The 14,807-nt window shown below is 63.7% G+C and carries 16 protein-coding genes; 9 read left to right on the top strand and 7 right to left on the bottom strand.

What is annotated here, in order from left to right; all coding sequences use genetic code 11:
* Positions 1 to 45: 45 nt before the first annotated feature.
* Positions 46 to 1,290, bottom strand: coding sequence for a hypothetical protein (locus tag BMX92_RS15880; protein WP_093018230.1), 1,245 nt, complete (start codon positions 1,288 to 1,290; stop codon positions 46 to 48).
* Positions 1,291 to 1,387: 97 nt separating this feature from the next.
* Positions 1,388 to 1,798: a hypothetical protein gene (locus tag BMX92_RS27390; protein ID WP_177185083.1), complete on the bottom strand. Its 411-nt coding sequence runs from the start codon at positions 1,796 to 1,798 to the stop codon at positions 1,388 to 1,390.
* 39 nt (positions 1,799 to 1,837) lie between these two features.
* Between BMX92_RS27390 and BMX92_RS27385 the strand changes: the two genes are divergently transcribed.
* Positions 1,838 to 2,221 (top strand): hypothetical protein, encoded by a 384-nt coding sequence (locus BMX92_RS27385; RefSeq protein WP_177185082.1) that lies wholly within the window; start codon positions 1,838 to 1,840, stop codon positions 2,219 to 2,221.
* Here the strand turns inward: BMX92_RS27385 and BMX92_RS15870 are convergent.
* The 4 genes from BMX92_RS15870 to BMX92_RS15855 all read right to left on the bottom strand — a co-directional run bounded on the left by BMX92_RS15870 (position 2,197) and on the right by BMX92_RS15855 (position 6,438).
* Complete coding sequence (locus tag BMX92_RS15870; protein WP_093018226.1) at positions 2,197 to 2,889, bottom strand: esterase/lipase family protein; 693 nt, start codon at positions 2,887 to 2,889, stop codon at positions 2,197 to 2,199. The genes BMX92_RS27385 and BMX92_RS15870 overlap by 25 nt on opposite strands.
* Positions 2,876 to 3,580 (bottom strand): immunity protein Imm33 domain-containing protein, encoded by a 705-nt coding sequence (locus tag BMX92_RS15865; RefSeq protein WP_093018224.1) that lies wholly within the window; start codon positions 3,578 to 3,580, stop codon positions 2,876 to 2,878. Before BMX92_RS15865 ends, BMX92_RS15870 begins: the two co-directional genes overlap by 14 nt.
* 174 nt (positions 3,581 to 3,754) lie before the next feature.
* Positions 3,755 to 6,088: an ATP-dependent Clp protease ATP-binding subunit ClpA gene (gene clpA, locus BMX92_RS15860; protein ID WP_093018222.1), complete on the bottom strand. Its 2,334-nt coding sequence runs from the start codon at positions 6,086 to 6,088 to the stop codon at positions 3,755 to 3,757.
* Between the two features lie 152 nt (positions 6,089 to 6,240).
* A complete protein-coding gene (locus BMX92_RS15855) occupies positions 6,241 to 6,438 on the bottom strand; it encodes a DUF1192 domain-containing protein (protein WP_093018220.1) in 198 nt (65 codons plus the stop codon).
* A gap of 105 nt (positions 6,439 to 6,543) precedes the next feature.
* Between BMX92_RS15855 and BMX92_RS15850 the strand changes: the two genes are divergently transcribed.
* From BMX92_RS15850 to BMX92_RS15820, 8 genes are all read left to right on the top strand, one after another.
* On the top strand, positions 6,544 to 7,548 hold the full coding sequence (locus BMX92_RS15850; RefSeq protein WP_093018218.1) for an NAD(P)H-quinone oxidoreductase: 1,005 nt from the start codon (positions 6,544 to 6,546) through the stop codon (positions 7,546 to 7,548).
* A gap of 10 nt (positions 7,549 to 7,558) precedes the next feature.
* A complete protein-coding gene (locus BMX92_RS26970; protein WP_143066804.1) occupies positions 7,559 to 7,741 on the top strand; it encodes a hypothetical protein in 183 nt (60 codons plus the stop codon).
* 211 nt (positions 7,742 to 7,952) lie between these two features.
* Positions 7,953 to 8,825, top strand: a complete 873-nt coding sequence (locus BMX92_RS15845) for a UDP-2,3-diacylglucosamine diphosphatase (protein ID WP_093018376.1) — start codon at positions 7,953 to 7,955, stop codon at positions 8,823 to 8,825.
* A gap of 111 nt (positions 8,826 to 8,936) precedes the next feature.
* Positions 8,937 to 9,977: a glycosyltransferase family 4 protein gene (locus tag BMX92_RS15840; protein WP_093018216.1), complete on the top strand. Its 1,041-nt coding sequence runs from the start codon at positions 8,937 to 8,939 to the stop codon at positions 9,975 to 9,977.
* Between the two features lie 126 nt (positions 9,978 to 10,103).
* Positions 10,104 to 10,787, top strand: a complete 684-nt coding sequence (locus BMX92_RS15835) for a DUF1013 domain-containing protein (RefSeq protein WP_093018214.1) — start codon at positions 10,104 to 10,106, stop codon at positions 10,785 to 10,787.
* A gap of 136 nt (positions 10,788 to 10,923) precedes the next feature.
* Positions 10,924 to 12,630 carry a long-chain-fatty-acid--CoA ligase gene (locus BMX92_RS15830; protein ID WP_093018212.1) on the top strand — a complete coding sequence of 569 codons (1,707 nt, stop codon included), beginning with the start codon at positions 10,924 to 10,926 and terminating at the stop codon, positions 12,628 to 12,630.
* A gap of 42 nt (positions 12,631 to 12,672) precedes the next feature.
* Positions 12,673 to 13,206, top strand: a complete 534-nt coding sequence (msrA, locus tag BMX92_RS15825; RefSeq protein WP_093018210.1) for a peptide-methionine (S)-S-oxide reductase MsrA — start codon at positions 12,673 to 12,675, stop codon at positions 13,204 to 13,206.
* Between the two features lie 323 nt (positions 13,207 to 13,529).
* Positions 13,530 to 13,793 carry a hypothetical protein gene (locus tag BMX92_RS15820; protein ID WP_093018374.1) on the top strand — a complete coding sequence of 88 codons (264 nt, stop codon included), beginning with the start codon at positions 13,530 to 13,532 and terminating at the stop codon, positions 13,791 to 13,793.
* Positions 13,794 to 13,822: 29 nt separating this feature from the next.
* On the opposite strand, the gene BMX92_RS15815 is transcribed toward BMX92_RS15820, so the two are convergent.
* Entirely contained in the window at positions 13,823 to 14,776 is a 954-nt protein-coding gene (locus tag BMX92_RS15815; protein WP_093018372.1) for an L-threonylcarbamoyladenylate synthase, read from the bottom strand.
* Positions 14,777 to 14,807: the final 31 nt, after the last annotated feature.

Genomic DNA, 14,807 nt, shown 5'->3' with positions numbered 1-14,807 from the left:
TCGCAACCGGGTTCCTGCCTGCGCAGGAGCACGTTGCTTATACGACTAACAGCCCACGCCCATGGCGCCGCTCAGCATGCCGCCGAGGCCGCCGCCGCATTTTTTCTTTTTCTTCGGCTGGGCGGGGGCGTCGCCCGCATCGGCTTCGTCATCGCTGGCTTCGCCCATCATTGCGCCCATATCCGGGCCGTTCAGCATCCACATCGTGTTGGCGCGATAGCGGACGCGGGCGATCCATTCGGGCTTCCAGGCGATCTTGGGATCGGCGGGGCGCGGCGGATAGGCGAAGTTGGCTTCCGGGCCATAGGCGTAGAGGCTGCCCATCAGCATGTCCTCGCCCGCTTGCCCCACGGCGGCGGGGACGGTGCAGCTTGTCTGGCTGGGCGGCATGACGATTTTCTGCCCGATGAGCTTCTGCACCGAGGCTGGGGAGATCCAGTCCCAGACCGGGCCGCCAAAGGCCTGACTGGCGGAGGAGGCCCACCAGACCATATCGCCATTTTCCTTCGCGCCGAACACCCAGGCATAATAGCCGGTCGCCTGTGGCAGCGCGTTCCAGCTAAGCTCCGTAGCGCCGCCCGCGCCCGGACTGGCGCGACCGGTGATGGTGGGCATGAAATCCTGTTTCAGATTGAAGGCGATGTCGGGGCTGTAATTGCCGCCGATGCGGTGGTCGCCCAGCAGGGACGCGTTGGCGGGGACCATCTTGCGCGTCTGGCCATTGGGCCAGTCGCCATAGGTTTTGCTGTTGGAGGCGCGGACCTGCCATTCCTGCGGGATGGCGGCACCGGTCATGTAGAGGCCGGGGGGCATCTGGCCTTTAGCGACTTTCGCGAAATCGATGACGATCGGCTGGCCGGGGCCGGGCGTGGCGCCGCAGCCCCAGTAGAGAAGCAGGCGGCCCTTGGGCTTTTCGCCGGGGATGGCCTGTTCCTCGCTGGGGACGATGCGCGGGGTGACGAGCGGGACGGAGGCGCCAAGGCCGACGCCGACGGGCAGGAAATGATCGGCGGCCGGCGCGCCGCTGGCGGGCGCGCGGGTGGAACCGAGGCGCAGCACCAGTTCATGCATGGCCTGCGTGCCGCGGCCGCCCATCATCATGCCCATGGCGGCGCCCATGCCGCCGCCTCCGCCGCCCATGGCCGCCATGCCGGACATGGTGCCTGCGTCGATGGTGTAGCGGGCGACCGGGCCTGACGCCTGCTGGCTGGTGGACGGCACGGCGAGAAGGGTGAGGGATGCGACAAGAAGCGCGACGCGAGCGGGGCGCGAAGTCAGAATTTTATGCACGACATCTGTTCCTTGACCGTTGTGGAAGAGATGCGACCTTTTTTCTGGGATGACGCTGTGTAGCAGAGAATGGCGTGGGGTGGGAGGGGGGGTGACCCTATGGCTGATCAAGCCTGTGCAGAAGGGTGATTGCAGCCAATTCCTGCGCCATGTCGCCCGCATGGTGCGCGGGGCCATGGCTGCGGGCATGGGCAAGGGCTGTCTTGTAGCGCGACTGAATGACAGGGTTGGCCGCAAGATAGTCGTGCATGGCCGCCATAGCCGCATCACGGCCAAGCATCGCGAACGCATATTCTATGATGGAGGTTTGCCTCAAGGCGGGGCGCTGAAGAAGCGTGTCGACGGCGAGTGCGGGCCTATCAAATAATGCGAAGAAAGGCAGGATAATGGCCCTGATGGTCGCTGCCGCATCGTTGATGCGGTGCTGGCGTTTGTGAGGATTGGCGAAATCCCATTCCATCCACTTGGGGTGATGCAGAAGATTGCCAATCTGGCCGCCTGATATCATGCCCAGACTGGCTTTGCCCGCACCATTCCATGGCAGGGGATGGGCGAGGCGCCACTCCGCCAAATGGTCCGAACTTGCGACGGCGTGAATCCATATCGCGGCCCGTCGACCCGCGACATTATTGCGGTCCGACTGAAAATGGATGCGGAATGTCAGGTCGCCCGCTTTGCGGATCAGATCGGGGCCGCTTTTCCGAAAGGCAAAGCCGTCTTCGACCAGATGATCGGCGATCGCTTTGCAAGCGGCAAGAATGACCTCTTTGGGTTTTTCCGCGCCGCCATCTGTTGCGTTCCGAGCCTTGGCGGCGTCGATTTTCTGCCTGGCGGTCCGCATCAGCAATTCGGGAAAGGTCAGTGCTTTGGCCATTTTCGATCCTGCATGATCGACGGGATCTACCATTATAGCGCTTTGCCCATTTGTTGAAGATGGGGCTGAGATGGCCGCTTGAAACATCCTTCGCGCAGGAAATGGGCGATCTGATCGGCGACGGGCTGGCTGTAGATCATGGCGGTGTGAGCGACGGGCAGGGTGAGATGGTCGCTCTGGCCCGCAACATGGGTGGCGGCGACGCTGACCTTGCCGTCATTGGGGGCTCGGAAGATGTGGTTGGGGAGGGCGCCGATCATCGGGCGATCGCCGGCGATGACGCCGACGGGATAGTCGATGGCGCCGAAGCGCGCCTCCGTTGCGGCGTCGCGGCGGGTGCGGAGGAGAGCGCCGGCATGGTTCAGGATCGGCTGGTGCAGGCGCAGGCGGTAGAGCAGGTCGGCGATTTCGCTGCCGTCGTTAGGTGTGCCGAGCATCACCACGCGGCCGAGATTTTCGGGGCGATGGCGGGCGATATAGGCGCGCAGCATCAGGCCGCCCATGGAATGGCCGACGCAATGGAGCGTCTTCGCAGCGCTGACGGGGGAAGCTGTAAGGCGGCGGTGCAGATGGTCCAGCACGCGGTCGATGGGCCAGCGCCAGCTGGGATAGCCGATATTCGCGACATCGAAGCCCTTGGCGCGCAGGCGGCGGGCGAGCAGGGCGGTCTGGAGCGGATGGCCGCCGAAACCGTGGAGGAGGAGGATGGCTTCAGGCGTCGCCATGGCCGCCCTCTTCATCGAGCGGTTCATAGGCGCCGGTTTCGAAGTTGCGCAGCCATGCCGATCCGATCGGGCTGTCGATCAGGTGCAGCCAGCTATCATCGGCGTTCAGCACCTTGCCGATGGCGATATATTGGAAGGGGCGGGCTTCCAGTTCCTCGTCGGTCAGGTCGCGATAGTCGCCCCTGATGCGCCAACCGCTGTCGGGATATTTGTCCTTCTCGTCGGTCATGTCCGGCTCTTCGCGATAGACATAATAGACCGGGACGCCCTCATCGAGCACACAACTGTCGACCAGGCAGCGGTCCCAATATTCGCGTCGGGCCGGTCGGGGCGGTATGTCGCGATCGCCTTCAAAGAGGAGGTCGATGATGTGGAAGGGGTGGAACCGAATGAGGCTGCCTTCGTGCAATTGGGGCATGTCGAAGGGCGTATTTGCCAAGGCGCCGCTCCAGCCGTCTGGCGCGATCGTCTTTACCTCTACCCACATGCGTTCGGCGTCCCATTCGAGACCGGGGGGATGGCTGCGGATGACGAGCTTGACCAGATCACCGGGGCGGAGGGCGGCAATCTCATTGGGAGGAGGCAGGAAATAGGTGTAGGGTGCATCGGCCTGAATGGGGCGCGGATCGTCGATCGACCAGGAGCCGAAAAGGCGGCGGCGCAGATTGTAGAGGCGGTGCTTGAGGCGCATTTGGAGCGAAACTAGCGGGGGCTTGCGGGAAGGCAAGGCTGCTACCCCCTCATCCAACTTCGCCTAGGCAGCAAGCTGCCAAGGCTTCGTATCCTTCTCCCTCAAGGGAGAAGGTTTGAAGGAAGAAAGGGCGGCCGTTTCGGGCCGCCCTTTTCGTTTTGCGTGAGAAGGCGCTTATTTCGTGCCTTCGGTCGTCTTGGCCTTGCCGCCCTTTTTGCCCTTTTTAGGAGCAGCGGGGGTGATCTGGAAGGCGAGGGCTGAAACGCCGTCGGCATCGTCCTTCATATGGACATGGACTTCGCCGCCATGGACCAGCTTGCCGAAGAGCAGTTCCTCGGCCAGCGGCTGCTTGATCTTTTCCTGCATCAGGCGGCCCATCGGGCGCGCGCCATAGAGCTTGTCATAGCCCTTCTTGGTGAGCCATGCCTTGGCGTCTTCGTCCAGCGTGATGTGGACGTCGCGGTCGGCCAGTTGCAGTTCGAGTTGCAGCACGAACTTGTCGATGACGCGGGCGACGATTTCCGGCGGCAGATAGCCGAAGGGCACGATCGCATCGAGGCGGTTGCGGAATTCGGGGGTGAAGAGCTTCTTCACCGCGTCTTCCTGCACATCCTCGCGGGTCAGTTCGCCGAAACCGATCGATTCCTTCGCCATGTCCGACGCACCGGCATTGGTGGTCATGATGAGGATGGTGTTGCGGAAATCGACGGTCTTGCCGTGATGATCGGTCAGGCGGCCATTGTCCATCACCTGCAACAGGATGTTGAACAGGTCCGGATGCGCCTTTTCGATTTCATCGAGCAGCAGCACGCTGTGCGGATTCTGGTCGACCGCGTCGGTCAGCAGGCCGCCCTGATCATAGCCGACATAGCCCGGAGGGGCGCCGATCAGGCGGCTGACCGAATGGCGTTCCATATATTCCGACATGTCGAAGCGCTGGAGCGGGATGCCGAGCAGGGTCGCGAGTTGGCGCGCCACCTCCGTCTTGCCGACGCCGGTGGGGCCGGAGAAGAGATAGTTGCCGATCGGCTTGTCGGGATCGCGCAGGCCGGCGCGCGACAGCTTGATTGCGGAGGACAGCACCTCGATCGCCTTGTCCTGACCGAAGACGACGCGCTTCAAATCGGTGGTCAGCGATTCCAGCACGCTCTTGTCGTCGGACGACACGGTCTTGGGGGGAATGCGGGCCATGGTCGCGATGACCTGCTCGATCTCCTTGGGCGTGATCGTCTTCTTGCGCTTGGAGGGCACCACCAGCATCTGCATCGCGCCGACTTCATCGATCACGTCGATCGCCTTGTCCGGCAATTTGCGGTCGTTGATGTAGCGGGCCGACAGTTCCACCGCTGCCTTGATCGCGTCCGGCGTATATTTGACATGATGATGATCCTCGAACGCGGTGCGCAGACCGGCGAGAATCTTGATCGTGTCCTCGATCGTGGGCTCGTTGACGTCGATCTTCTGGAACCGGCGCAGCAGCGCGCGGTCCTTTTCGAAGTGATTGCGGAATTCCTTGTAGGTAGTCGATCCGATGCAGCGGATCGTGCCGCCCGACAGAGCCGGCTTGAGCAGGTTCGACGCATCCATCGCGCCGCCGCTGGTCGCGCCGGCGCCGATCACCGTATGGATCTCATCGATGAAGAGGACCGCGTGCGGCATTTTTTCCAGTTCGGTGACGACCGCCTTCAAGCGCTCCTCGAAATCGCCGCGATAGCGGGTGCCGGCCAGCAGCGCGCCCATGTCGAGCGAGTAGATGACGGCGTCCTTGAGCACGTCGGGCACTTCGCCTTCGATGATCTTGCGGGCGAGGCCTTCGGCGATCGCGGTCTTGCCGACGCCCGGATCCCCCACATAGAGCGGGTTGTTCTTCGACCGGCGGCACAGGATCTGGATCGTGCGTTCGACTTCGGCGGTGCGGCCGATCAGCGGATCGACCTTGCCGCGATCCGCCTTTTCATTGAGGTTGACGGTGAACTGGTCGAGGGCGCTGTCCTTCTTGCCTTTACCGTCCTGCACCTTCTTTTCCTCCTCGGCGGTGCCCTTGGTCTCCTGACGCTCGGGCGCGGGCGTGCCCTTGCCGACGCCATGGCTGATGAAGCTCACGGCATCGAGGCGGCTCATATCCTGCTGTTGCAGGAAGTAGACGGCATAGGATTCGCGTTCGGAAAAGAGCGCGACCAGGACGTTGGCGCCGGTCACTTCATCCTTGCCGGACGACTGGACGTGCAGGATGGCGCGCTGGACCACGCGCTGGAAGCCGCTGGTGGGGGAGGGGTCCGACGCCCCTTCGACCTTCAGGCTGTCCAGTTCGGTGTCGAGATAATGGGTGACGGCGTCGCCCAGTTCGCCCAGTTCCACGCCGCAGGCCTGCATCACCTTTGACGCATGTTCGTCATCTATCAATGCCAGGAGGAGATGCTCCAGCGTGGCATATTCATGCTTGCGCTCCGACGCATGGGTCAGCGCATTGTGCAGGGTGGTTTCAAGGGCGGGTGCGAATGAAGGCATATTCTTTTACTCCAAGCTCCCATCGGGAGCGACCTTGAACCCTATGTCGGCATTGCTCGACGACGGATCAAGGGCGTGCCCCCGACCGCCGGAATTGCCAGACTGCCCATGCCCGGATGAACGATATAATTCGTTAGGAGCATGGCGCCGGTTCATCTCTTGAATAGCGCCTCGGCAGTTGCCTTGTGGTTAACGGCGCCTTCAATCTTCGCTTTGGTGCGCGCGATCTCCGCTTCGAGGGCGGCGACGCGGCTTTCCAGTTCAGCCACGGAGAGCGGCCCCAGATCCTGTGTCAGCAGGCGGGCCAGCGGATCATCTCCCTTTCGCGGCAGATAGTCTTCCAAGTCCATGAATCGCAATGTTGACCCTGTCGCCCACTCTGTCAATAAGGTCGCGCGCTCCGACTGTCGATTTTGATGCGGTGCAGCATGATGACAGCTTGCGGGGGCGGCTCTATGGCGGACGGATTAAAGGTGCCAACCGAAATGACGGCGATCGGCATCGCCGCGCCGGGTGGTCCCGAAGCATTGGTGCCCGAAACGCGGCCGGTGCCGGTGCCGGGGCCGGGCGAGGTGCTGATCAAGGTCGCGGCGGCGGGCGTGAACCGGCCCGACGTGCTGCAACGGCAGGGCAAATATCCGCCGCCGCCGGGCGCTTCCGACATTCCGGGGCTGGAAGTGGCCGGCACGATCGTCGCGGCCGGGAGCGGCGCGGATGCGCTGATCGGGCAGAAGGTCTGCGCGCTGCTGGCGGGCGGGGGCTATGCGGAATATGCGGTGGCGCCTGCGGGGCAATGTCTGCCGGTGCCCGACGGCTATGATCTGGCGGAGGCGGCGGCGCTGCCCGAGACGCTGTTTACGGTTTGGACGAACCTGTTCGAGCGCGCCTATGCCGTGGAGGGCGACATAGTGCTGGTCCATGGCGGCACCAGCGGCATCGGGACGATGGCGATCCGGCTGTGCAATCTGTTCGGCGTGACCATCATCGTCACCTGCGGGTCGGACGAGAAGTGCGCGCAGGCGAAGGACTGGGGCGCGGATCATGCGATCAATTACAAGACCCAGGATTATGTCGCGGAAGTGAAGCGGATCACCGGCGGGCAGGGATGTCAGGCGGTGCTGGACATGGTGGGCGGCGATTATGTGCCGCGCAATCTGGACTGTCTGGCCGAAGATGGGCGGCATGTGTCGATCGCGGTGCTGGGCGGGGCGAAGACGAGCCTGTTCATTCCGGCGGTGATGACGAAGCGGCTGACCATCACCGGATCGACGCTGCGCGCGCGGTCGAGCGGGTTCAAGAGCCTGGTCGCGGATGAGCTGATGCGGACCGTGTGGAGCTTCGTCGGCGAGGGGAAGTTGCGGCCGGCGATGGATCAGCGGTTTGCGCTGGTCGATGCGGCCAAGGCGCATGCGCGGATGGATGCGGGCGAACATTTCGGGAAGATCGTGCTGGTGGTTTGAGGGGGGCATCATGAGCGAACCCGAAGGCTGCAAGCGTTGCGGGCACCTGATTGGCTATCATTGGGATGGTGATGGCGAAATGTGGTGCACGACCTCCCAATGCGATTGCAAGGGGTATGTCGATCCCGATGAGCCAAAGGTTTTGAGCCGACTTCCCAAAGCTGCCGATGACAAAAGGGAAACGTCACCCTGAACTTGTTTCAGGGTCCATTTCTCCAAATTGAGCGAAGGTCGGTGCTGCACGATGGATGCTGAAACAAGTTCAGCATGACGAAGAAAATAAGGCGTAATCCTTCCGTAAAACCCCCGGAAATCGTAGCATTTCCGTCATATTTCCTTCGGAACTGTAACATTGCGGGCTTAAGGAATCGCTCCCGAGGACATTGATCTTTGGGGATCGCAGCATGAATGCCATTACGCGCCTGCCCTTTCTGGGCGAGCTGGAAGAGGGCGCGGACGATCGTTTCCATATCCCTGAGCGGGAAGGGCAGCGGCGCCGCTATCGCACCATCTGGATTTCGGACATTCACCTTGGCACGCGCGGCTGCAATGCGGCGATGCTGATCGACTTTCTGGATAATGTGGACAGCGACACCATCTATCTGGTGGGCGACATCATCGACGGATGGCGGCTGAAGAAGCGCTTCTACTGGCCGGCCAGCCATAATGACGTGGTGTGGCGCCTGATGAAGCGGGCCAAGCGCGGCACGCGGGTCGTCTATATCCCCGGCAATCATGACGAGATGTTCCGGCAGTTCACCGGCATGAGCTTTGGCGGCGTGGAAATCCGGCGCAAGGCGATCCACCAGACAGCGGACGGGCGCAAGCTGCTGGTGCTGCATGGCGACGAGTTCGACACGATCATGCTGGCGCATCGCTGGCTCGCCTTCGTCGGGGACGCGGCCTACACCACGCTGATGCGGCTGAATGTGGTCGTGAACGCGGTGCGGCAGCGCATGGGGCTGCCCTATTGGTCGCTGAGCAAGATGGCCAAGCACAAGGTCAAGAACGCCGTGTCCTTCATCTCCCGCTTCGAGGAAGTGGTGGCGCATGAAGCCGGGACGCGCGGTGTCGACGGGGTGGTGTGCGGCCATATCCACAATGCCGAGATGCGCGAGATCGAGGGCATAGAATATTATAATGACGGCGACTGGGTGGAGGGCTGCACCGCGCTGGTCGAGCATGGCGACGGGCAGATGGAAGTGCTGCATTGGGCCGACGAGATCGCCAAGCGGGAGCGGGACGAACTGGACGCCAAGGCGCGGATGGCGGCTTGAGGCGGCTATTCAGATGAAATTTCGTCATTGCGAGCGGAGCGAAGCAATCCACGGTGCGCCATTGGATTGCTTCGCTTCGCTCGCAATGACGAGTGACTGGGGGGCTTTCCCATGCGCATAGCGATCGTTACCGATGCCTGGTCGCCGCAGGTCAATGGCGTGGTGCGCACGCTCCAGACGATCCGGGCCGAACTGGAACGGATGGGGCATGTGGTTGAGGTGATCTCGCCCGATCTTTATGGCTCCATTCCCTGTCCGACCTATCCCGAAATAAGGCTGGCGCTGGTGCGGCCGGGCGTGGTGGGGCAGGCGATCGCGGCGTTCCGGCCCGATGCCGTGCATCTGGCGACCGAAGGGCCGCTCTGTCTGGCGGCGCGGCGCTGGTGCCTGCGCGGCGGGGTGCCGTTCACGACGGCCTATCACACCCATTTTCCCGATTATGTGGCGCAGCGGACTGGGCTGCCGGCTGCCTGGTTCTGGCGCTATATCCGCTGGTTCCATGGGCCGGCGCAGGCGGTGCTGGTGTCGACCCGGTCGGTGCGCGAGCAGCTTCGCGCGCATGGCCTGCCCAAGGTGCGGCCATGGGGCAGGGGGGTGGACCTGACCGCCTTTGCGCCCGCTGCGGCGGCACCGGCGGTTTTTGCGGATCTGCCCCGGCCGATCATGCTCTATGTCGGGCGCGTGGCGGTCGAGAAGAATTTGGAGGCTTTTCTGGCCACCGATCATCCGGGCACCAAGGTCGTGGTGGGCGACGGGCCAGCGCGCGCGGCGCTGGAGCGGGCCTATCCGCAGGCGCGTTTTCTGGGATCGATGTTCGGCACGGAACTGGCCGGTGCCTATGCCGGGGCGGATGTCTTCGTCTTCCCCAGCCGCACCGATACGTTCGGGCTGGTGATGATCGAGGCGCTGGCCTGCGGCACGCCGGTTGCGGCCTATCCGGTGACGGGGCCGGTCGATATCGTGACGCCGGAGACGGGCGCGCTGGCGGAGGATCTGGGCGCGGCGATCGCACAGGCGCTGTCCTGCGACCGGGCGGCCTGCGCCGCCTATGGCCGCAGCTTCAGCTGGGACCGCAGCGCGCGGGAATTTCTGTCGGGCCTGCACGCGATCGACCCGGAGGTCATGGCCGATGTTCTGGAAAGCGCGGCCTGACGCTTTTCCCAAGGATTCTGTTGCCGGATGCGGCGGGATGTTCTATCTCTGATCCGTCGTGGCCGCCCTGCTTGGGCGGCCCTTATCGTTTTTACGCCGGAGAAGACCCCCGTGTCCCAGCCTCTCATGCCCCACGCGACCGCCAGCTGGCTGGTCGACAACAGCGCTCTGAGCTTCGACCAGATCGCGGAATTCTGTGGGCTCCACATATTGGAAGTGCAGGCGATCGCCGATGACACCGCCAGCATCAAATATACCGGCCGCGATCCGGTGCGCGCCCATGAAATCACCATGGACGAAATCCACAAGGGCGAAAGCAACCCCGATTACAAGCTGAAGATGCTGAAGGGCCCCGAGCCGGTCCGCCGCACCAAGGGGCCGCGTTACACCCCGGTCAGCAAGCGTCAGGACAAGCCGGACGGCATCGCCTGGATCCTGCGCAACCATCCGGAGATTTCGGACGGCGCGATCGGCAAGCTGATCGGCACCACGCGCACGACCATCGCGGCGATCCGCGATCGGACGCACTGGAACATCAGCAACATCACGCCCAAGGACCCGGTGACGCTGGGCCTGTGTTCGCAGCGCGAACTGGACGGCCTGGTGACCAAGGCCGCGAAGAAGGCAGGCATCGAAGCGCCGACCGATTCGCGTCTGGATGGCGACCGCGAGGCGCTGATCAACGAACTGCGCCGCGAGCGCGACGACGCCGCGCGCCGCGCGGAGGATGCGCTCAAGAGCGAGTCCGTCTTCATCTCCGGCAGTGCCACGATCCTGGACCCGTTCGGCGGGAACAAGGGCGAGGCGTGATGCCGTAGCGTCATCGGCGGCTTGTTCTAAGTCGCTGCGATGCAGCAATTTTAAGGGCCGCGCCGGCATTTCGGCGCGGCCCTTTTTGCGTTGGTTGACGCTTGCGTAAAGTGCGTCATGCCCATAGACTTCGGGCATGGAGAAGACAGAAAAAATCTGGAGAGAGCGGTACCAGCACCCGTCGGCCTGGGACCAGACATTCACCCCGATGTCGATGGGCGAGATGGTGGAGGCAAGCGTCAAGGCGCATCCCCATGCCCATATGATCGACTTCATGGGCCGCAAGTTCAGCTATGGCGAGATGCATGATCAGATCCGCCGGATCGCCTGCGGATTGCAGGCGCGGGGGGTGAAGAAGGGCGACCGGGTCGGCCTGTACCTGCCCAACACGCCCCATTATGTCGCGGCCTATTATGGCGCGCTGACGGCCGGCGCGATCGTCGTCAATTTCTCCCCCCTCTATACCGCCGCCGAGCTGGAGCATCAGGTCGAGGATAGCGGCACGAAGATCCTGTTCACTTTGTCGGCCAAGGCGCTGTTGCCGACGGCGCTCAAGGTGCTGGAGGAAAGCACGCTGGAAACGCTGATCGTCGGATCGGTCGCCGAGGTGCTGTCGCCGGTCAAGTCGCTGCTGTTCCGCTGGTTCAAGGCGAGCGAATGCACCCCTCTGCCCGATGATCCGCGCGTGATCCGCTATGATCGGTTCATGGCGAACAAGGGCGATTGCGCGGTGGCGCCGATCGACCCCGTCAACGACATCGCGCTGCTGCAATATACCGGCGGCACCACCGGCACGCCCAAGGGGGCGATGCTGACGCACCAGAATCTGACCGCCAATGCGCGGCAGGCGCAGGCGATCGATCCGCATGCGCATGAGGCCGACCGGATCATCGCGGTGCTGCCCTTCTTTCATGTGTTCGCCAATACCTGCACGCTCAACCGCACCGTCATCAATGGCGGCGAGATGGTGATGCTGCCGCGCTTCGACGCGGCGCAGGTGCTGGCGGCGGTGCAGCGGGTGAAGGCCACGTCGCTGCCGGGTGTGCCGACCATGTATCAGGCGCTGCTGGACCATCCCGCGATCCGCAATGTCGATTTTTCTTCGCTGCGGGCGTGCATTTCCGGGGGCGCGCCGCTGCCGCTGGAGGTGAAGCAGAAGTTCGAGGCGGCGACGGGCGCCAAGCTGATCGAGGGTTATGGCCTGACCGAAACCAGTCCGATCGTCTGTTCCAATCCCTATGAAGGGCTGAACAAGACCGGGACGGTGGGGCAGCCGGTGCCGGGCACGCGCGTCAAGCTGGTCGATCGCGAAGACCCCACGAAGCCGCCGCCGGAGGGCGAGCCGGGCGAACTGCTCTTTGCCGGGCCGCAGATCATGAAGGGCTATTGGAACAGGCCCGATGCGGATGCGCAGGTGTTCGTCGGCGAGTTTGTACGCACCGGTGACGTGGGCATCATCGACGAAGATGGTTATGTGAAGATCGTCGACCGGCTGAAGGATATGATCGCGGTCGGCGGGTTCAAGGTGTTTCCGAGCCAGGTCGAGGCGGTCCTCTATCATCATCCGGCGGTCAAGGAGGCGCTGGTGATCGGCGTGCCCGATCGCTATCGCGGCGAGCAGCCCAAGGCGTTCGTGACGCTGAACGAGGGCGCGGAGATTGACGGGCCGGGCCTGAAGGACTGGCTGAACCCGCAACTGGGCAAGCATGAGCGGGTGTGCGAGGTGGAAGTGCGCCTGAACCTGCCCAAGACGCTGGTCGGCAAGCTGTCCCGCAAGGAACTGGTGGCCGAGGAACGGGCCAAGGCGGAAGCGGCGCGGGAAGAGGCTGGAACAGCGGCCTGATCCTCCCTATCTGTGCGGCCAAACACGGATAGGGAATGATCAATGACGCAGGAAATCGCGACGCTGGCCGGGGGCTGCTTCTGGTGCACGGAGGCGGTCTATCAGAATCTGAAGGGCGTCGAGGGCGTGGAGAGCGGCTATATTGGCGGCAAGCTGCCCAACCCGACCTATGAGCAGGTCTGTTCGGGCGCGACCGATCATGCCGAGGCGATCCGCATCACCTATGACCCTTCGGTCATTGGCTATGCCGACCTGCTCGACATCTTCTTCGCTACGCATAATCCCACGACGCTGAACCGGCAGGGCAATGATATCGGCACCCAATATCGGTCCGCCATCTTCCCCCATTCGGCGGAACAGGAAGCGGAAGCGCGCGCCGGGATCGAGCGGGCGCAGGCGGACCAGAGCGACCCGATCGTCACCGCGATCGAACCGGACGCGCCCTGGTATCCGGCGGAGGATTATCACCAGAAATATTGGGACCGGGTCGGCGACCAGAACCCCTATTGCATGGCGGTGATCCCGCCCAAGCTGGCCAAGCTGCGCAAGGGCTTTGCGGCGCGGATCGAGGGGTAAGGGGGGCTGTTAATTTACCTTCTCCCTTGAAGGAGAAGGATATGAAGCCTTAGCGACGAAGGCGCTTAGGCGGAGTTGGATGAGGGGGACAGGGGATAGGCGCGCGCGATTGGGTGAGCCTGCATTCTCCCTCACCCAGCTACGACTAGGGCAGCAAGCAGCCAAGTCATCGCACCCCTCTCCCTCAAGAGAGAGGGGTAGAAAGAATGACCTCTCCCGCCCCAATCGCCTCCAACGGTCCATCCTGTTTTGAGGCGTCCTTAGTCGATGGTTCATCTGAACCATGATAGGGACGCGGCGAACCGATGGTCGGGGGACGGATGATGATGAAGAAGATGCTGATCGCTGCGCCGATGCTGTTGCTGGCGCTGCCGGGCTGCGTGCGGACGGTGGCGAATGTGGTGACGGCGCCGGTGCGGGCCGGATCGCAGGTGGTCGACTGGACGACGACGAGCCAGGAAGAGGCCGACCGCAATTATGGCCGCAAGATGCGCAAGCAGGAAGCGCGCGAAGGCAAGGAGCGGAAGAAAGCGGACAAGGAACGGCGCAAGCAGTGCCGGGAGGCCGGTTACGGTAATTGCGGTTGACGGATTGACCGCCCGGAGATCAGGCCGGATCAGGCGGCCGCGCGTTTCAGCCGGTCGTTGATCGCGGCGCCTATCCCCTCGATCGGGATGGGCGCCACGGCGATACGCGGCGTGGCGCTGGCGTCGGCGATGTGCAGCGCGGCGAACAGATTGGCGGCGGCTTCCCGCAAATCGGCCTCCGGGCTGAGATTGATATGGCAGGGCATCAGCCCGAAGCCGATCAGATATTCATCCTTCTCCGCGCGCAGCGCATCCAGCCGCACCGGCTTTGACGGGGCATAATGGCTTTCGAGCTGGCCGGGCGCCTCGATTTTCGCGTCGCCGCCGGTCGTGACGGGCAGGCCGGTCGCCTCCTCCAGCATCGCAGCCGTCACCGGGCCGGGGCGCAGCAGGCGGACGCGGTCGGCTTCCGGGGCGGCGATGGTGGATTCCAGGCCCTCGCTGGTCGGGCCTTCGTCCAGGATCATGCGGATCTTGCCATTCAGGCTGGCGAGCACATGTTCGGCCCGGGTCGGGCTGATCGATCCGCTGCGGTTGGCGGACGGGGCGGCGAGGGGGCAACCGCTTTCGCGGATCAGCGCGCGCATCGCCGGATGAGCGGGCAGGCGCAGCGCCACGGTCGGTAGGCCGGCCATGACGAGCGGCGACAGGCCGCTGTCGGCGCGCACGGGCAACACCAGCGTCAGCGGGCCGGGCCAGAAGCGATCGGCCAGTTTCGCGGCGACGGGCGAGAAATCCGCCAGCCTTTGCGCCATGTCGCGATCGGCGACATGCACGATCAGCGGATTGAAGCTGGGCCGCCCTTTCGCGCTGTAGATCGCGGCGACGGCGCTGCTGTCGGTGGCGTCGGCGGCCAGGCCATAGACGGTTTCGGTGGGAACGGCGACCGGTTCTCCGGCGCGGATCAGAAGGGCCGCCTCCCGCAGCGCCTCGGCGCCATAGGGGCAGGATCGGGTGGAAAAGGCTGATTGTGCGATAGTCACGGCCCCCGCGATATAGTCCCCGATTTCCGCG

Origin of the sequence: Sphingobium sp. YR768 (genome assembly GCF_900111125.1) — a bacterium.
In the GTDB taxonomy this organism is placed as follows: domain Bacteria; phylum Pseudomonadota; class Alphaproteobacteria; order Sphingomonadales; family Sphingomonadaceae; genus Sphingobium.
Note: the sequence above shows the minus strand (reverse complement) of the source record. Positions and strands in the feature narration are given on the sequence as shown.

Coding starts and splice junctions, on each gene's coding strand:
- BMX92_RS15835 (WP_093018214.1), top strand. CDS start 10,104: ATGCCCCACGCGACCGCCAGCTGGCTGGTCGACAACAGCGCTCTGAGC.
- BMX92_RS15845 (WP_093018376.1), top strand. CDS start 7,953: ATGAATGCCATTACGCGCCTGCCCTTTCTGGGCGAGCTGGAAGAGGGC.
- BMX92_RS27385 (WP_177185082.1), top strand. CDS start 1,838: ATGGGCGAGGCGCCACTCCGCCAAATGGTCCGAACTTGCGACGGCGTG.
- BMX92_RS15850 (WP_093018218.1), top strand. CDS start 6,544: ATGGCGGACGGATTAAAGGTGCCAACCGAAATGACGGCGATCGGCATC.
- BMX92_RS15840 (WP_093018216.1), top strand. CDS start 8,937: ATGCGCATAGCGATCGTTACCGATGCCTGGTCGCCGCAGGTCAATGGC.
- BMX92_RS15830 (WP_093018212.1), top strand. CDS start 10,924: ATGGAGAAGACAGAAAAAATCTGGAGAGAGCGGTACCAGCACCCGTCG.
- BMX92_RS15820 (WP_093018374.1), top strand. CDS start 13,530: ATGATGAAGAAGATGCTGATCGCTGCGCCGATGCTGTTGCTGGCGCTG.
- BMX92_RS15865 (WP_093018224.1), bottom strand. CDS start 3,580: ATGCGCCTCAAGCACCGCCTCTACAATCTGCGCCGCCGCCTTTTCGGC.
- BMX92_RS15870 (WP_093018226.1), bottom strand. CDS start 2,889: ATGGCGACGCCTGAAGCCATCCTCCTCCTCCACGGTTTCGGCGGCCAT.
- BMX92_RS26970 (WP_143066804.1), top strand. CDS start 7,559: ATGAGCGAACCCGAAGGCTGCAAGCGTTGCGGGCACCTGATTGGCTAT.
- msrA (WP_093018210.1), top strand. CDS start 12,673: ATGACGCAGGAAATCGCGACGCTGGCCGGGGGCTGCTTCTGGTGCACG.
- BMX92_RS15855 (WP_093018220.1), bottom strand. CDS start 6,438: ATGGACTTGGAAGACTATCTGCCGCGAAAGGGAGATGATCCGCTGGCC.
- clpA (WP_093018222.1), bottom strand. CDS start 6,088: ATGCCTTCATTCGCACCCGCCCTTGAAACCACCCTGCACAATGCGCTG.
- BMX92_RS27390 (WP_177185083.1), bottom strand. CDS start 1,798: ATGATATCAGGCGGCCAGATTGGCAATCTTCTGCATCACCCCAAGTGG.